The sequence below is a fragment of the Neoroseomonas rubea genome, assembly GCF_016106015.1.
In the GTDB taxonomy this organism is placed as follows: Bacteria; Pseudomonadota; Alphaproteobacteria; order Acetobacterales; family Acetobacteraceae; genus Neoroseomonas; species Neoroseomonas rubea.
In genome coordinates, this window is record NZ_JACADQ010000417.1 from 1 (window position 1) to 3,203 (window position 3,203).

Consider the following 3,203-nt stretch of genomic DNA (forward strand, 5'->3'; position numbering starts at 1 on the left):
CGGGCGGGCCGCACCACCGCCGCCACGGCGGGCGGCACCGGCCACGACGACGCGCGCGCGCCGGCGGTGATGTCTGCGAGAGGGGCGACGCCCCCTCGGTCCTACAGCACCGCCTCTCCCCGCAGCACCGGCACGCAGCGTCCGGCGACGCTGGCGCGGATCCCCTCCGCCGTGCGCCGCGCGCGGGCGGAGAGCAGGCTCGGCCGCCCCATCTCCACGCCCTGCGTGATCTCCCACGCCCCGTCCTGCTCGCCCGACAGATGCAGCAGGAAGCCCGCGAGCGGCGTGGCCGCCGACCCCGTCGCGGCGTCCTCCCACGTGCCGGCAAGCGGCGAGAACATCCGCGCCCGCACGGCGGAGCCCTCGGGCGCGTAGATGTAGAGAGAAAGGAAGCCGCACGTCGCATCCGCATGCTCGGCCACCGCGCGCTGGAACGCCGCAAGGTCCGGCTGCGCGGCCGACAACGCCTCTGGCGTCACCTCCACCAGCAGCCGATGGTTCCCGCCATCCGCCGCAAGCGTGGGCGCGTGCCGCGCGGTCAGCACAGCGGCCTCGGGAATGCCGGCGCAGGCGGCGGCCGTCGCGACCGGCAGCGTCGCCCCGATACGCAGGGGCTGCGGTGCCGCGACCTCCGCCCCCGTCACGCGGCCCGCGGCATCGCGCATCAGCGTCACCTCGACGAGCCCCGCCGGTTCCTCGAAGCGGTAGGCGCGCGGGCTTTCCTCATCCTCGCGCGCCAGCACATAGGCGGTGCCGACATTCGGGTGCCCGGCGAAGGCCATCTCCGCCACGCGGTTGAAAATGCGCACGCGCGCGCTGTGCTGCGGGTTCGCGGGCGGCAGGACGAAGGTCGTCTCGCTGAGGTTGAACTCGGCGGCGAGCGCCTGCATCTCGGCGTCGGTGAGCCCGCGCGCATCGGGAAAGACCGCGAGCTGGTTGCCGCCGAAGCGGCGGTCGGTGAAGACATCGACGGTGACGAAGCGGAAGGCGCGCATTTTTCCTGGCCCTCAGACGCCGGGCGGCCGGCATCCGCCGGCCTTGGCTTCGCGCCATCCACTGGCGCACGGACGACATAGGTCGGTCTGGGCGCGGTCGCGCCTTGCGCTCCCGGATCGACGCACAGCCTCGATCCGCATTTTGCTGGCCCTCATGCGCCGGGCGGCCGGCATCCGCCGGCCTTGGCTTCGCGCCATCCACTGGCGCACGGACGACATGGGTCGGTCTGGGCGCGGTCGCGCCTTGCGCTCCCGGATCGACGCACAGCCTCGATCCGCATTTTGCTGGCCCTCCTGCGCATTGGGCGGGCCCATCACATCACCTCCCGCCCCAGCGCGCGCAGGATCGCGCCTTCCAGCAGGCCGGCGCCGATATTCACCCCCAGCGCCTCGACGAACAGGAAGAAGGCGCCCAGCGAGACCGCCAGCGCGATCGCCGCATCCCGCACCGGGCTGCGGCTGCCGAAGGCGCGCGCCGTGCAGACGAACTGGATCGCGGCCGACAGAGCGAAGCCGAGCGGCACGATCAGCACCAGGTTCAGCAGCAGTCCACCCAGCAGCCAGCCGAGCGAGACCAGGTTCGGCGGCCCGGCCTCCGCCACCTCGGCGATGTCCGCGCTCCAGCCCCCGCGCAGCGCGACGCCCGAGAGCGCGAGGCCGAACAGCACCAGCGCGCCGGCGATCAGCGCCGGCACCAGCTTCGGCCCGACCACCGCGTAGACCGGCGTGACCGGGATGACCCAGGTGAGCCAGGCCGCCAGCACGCCGAGCGCCGTCACGCCCAGGCCCACCGCCAGGTCCGGCCGCGCGCCGGCCTTCATCGCGCGCGCCCTCGCCGCTCAGGCGAGGCCCAGATCCTTGAGCACGCCCTCGGTCTCGCTCCGGTCGCGCTCGAGGAACTGGTCGAAGGCGGGGCCTGTCAGGAACGCGTCCTCCCACCCGCGATCGGCGAGGATGCGGCGCCAGCCCTCGGTCGCATGGATCGCCGTCATCAGGTCGACCAGCGCCTGGCGCTGCGGCGGCGTGATGCCCGGTGCACCAAACACACCGCGCCAGTTCGTCGCCACGACATCGATGCCGCTTTCCTTCAGCGTCGGCACGGCGGGGTCGAGCCGCGTCTCGCCCGTCGTGGCCAGCGCGCGCACGCGCCCGGCCTTGATCTGCTCGGAGAATTCCGACCAGCCGGAGATGCCGGCATTCACCTGACCGCCCAGGATCGCGGCCTGCGCCGGCCCGCCGCCGGGGAAGGCGACGAAGGAGGCTTCCCGCGCCTGCCGCCCAAGCCGCTGCAGCATCAGCCCGAGGATGATGTGGTCGGTGCCGCCCGCGCTGCCGCCGGCGACGGAGACGGCGCGCGGGTTGGCGCGCAGCGCCTCGGCCAGCTGGCCGATGTTCTGGAGCGGGCTGTTGGCGGGCACGATGACGACGCCGGCTTCCTCGGTCATGCGCGCGATCGCGACCGTGTTCTGCAGCGTGACCGGCGTGCGGTTGGTCAGCGCCGCGCCCACCATGACGGAACCGCCGACCATCAGCGCGTCCGGCCGGCCGCGCCGCTGGCTGAGGAAGCGCGGCAAGCCGACCGTCCCGCCGGCGCCCCCGACGTTCTCGAACTGGAAGCTGCCGACAAGGCTGGCCTGGCGCGCTGCCTGCTCGATGGCGCGGCCGAGGCCGTCCCAGCCGCCGCCCGGCCCGGCCGGGATGAACATGTAGAGGCTGGCGAAGCGCTGCTGCGCGGCGGCAAGGCGCGGCGCGAGGCCAAGCGCGGCGGCGGCGGCAATGAGCGTACGGCGATGGGTCATGGCGGTGATCCGGACTTTCTCCCTGAAGGACATGAGTCTGCGCCGGGCCGACCCGTTCCGTGAAGGGGGAGATCGGCGCCCCTTGCGCGCGTGTCTCAATTTGGACGAGTATCGAGCAGTTTGAGGAAGGACGTTTGATGCCGGACGATGAGCAGCCGCAGCGCCTGAAGCGCCGCGCCCTCGTGTTGAAGGTGGTCGCGGTCGGGGCGGCGGCGCCTGCGCTGGCGGGGTGCGTGGTGGTGCCAGGCCCCTCGGCCGGGCCGAGCTACGCGCCGCGCCCGGTTCGCACCGGCCTGACCGACGCCGACCCCAGCGATGGTCCGGGCCAGGGCCGCGGCAACGCGCGCGCGACGCGCGCGCGCACCGGCTACACCGATGCCGACCCTGGCGACGGCCCCGGCTATGGCCG

4 protein-coding genes are annotated in these 3,203 nt (G+C 73.7%); 1 reads left to right on the top strand and 3 read right to left on the bottom strand.

Going from position 1 to position 3,203, the window contains the following annotated elements:
• Window positions 1–101 precede the first annotated feature (101 nt).
• The 3 genes from HW577_RS22910 to HW577_RS22920 form a co-directional block, all read right to left on the bottom strand.
• Window positions 102–995, bottom strand: coding sequence for a PhzF family phenazine biosynthesis protein (locus HW577_RS22910; RefSeq protein ID WP_198378427.1), 894 nt, complete (start codon window positions 993–995; stop codon window positions 102–104).
• 314 nt (window positions 996–1,309) lie between these two features.
• Window positions 1,310–1,816: a tripartite tricarboxylate transporter TctB family protein gene (locus HW577_RS22915; RefSeq protein WP_198378428.1), complete on the bottom strand. Its 507-nt coding sequence runs from the start codon at window positions 1,814–1,816 to the stop codon at window positions 1,310–1,312.
• A gap of 18 nt (window positions 1,817–1,834) precedes the next feature.
• Window positions 1,835–2,794: a Bug family tripartite tricarboxylate transporter substrate binding protein gene (locus HW577_RS22920; RefSeq protein ID WP_198378429.1), complete on the bottom strand. Its 960-nt coding sequence runs from the start codon at window positions 2,792–2,794 to the stop codon at window positions 1,835–1,837.
• A 137-nt stretch (window positions 2,795–2,931) separates the two neighbouring features.
• Here HW577_RS22920 and HW577_RS22925 point away from each other — a divergent pair.
• Window positions 2,932–3,203, top strand: a 272-nt coding sequence (locus HW577_RS22925) for a hypothetical protein (RefSeq protein WP_198378430.1), incomplete at its 3' end; no start/stop codon positions are given.

What these genes read in the sequence shown, in the direction of transcription:
- HW577_RS22915 (WP_198378428.1), bottom strand. Translation starts at nt 1,816, where the DNA reads ATGAAGGCCGGCGCGCGGCCGGACCTGGCGGTGGGCCTGGGCGTGACG.
- HW577_RS22910 (WP_198378427.1), bottom strand. Translation starts at nt 995, where the DNA reads ATGCGCGCCTTCCGCTTCGTCACCGTCGATGTCTTCACCGACCGCCGC.
- HW577_RS22920 (WP_198378429.1), bottom strand. Translation starts at nt 2,794, where the DNA reads ATGACCCATCGCCGTACGCTCATTGCCGCCGCCGCCGCGCTTGGCCTC.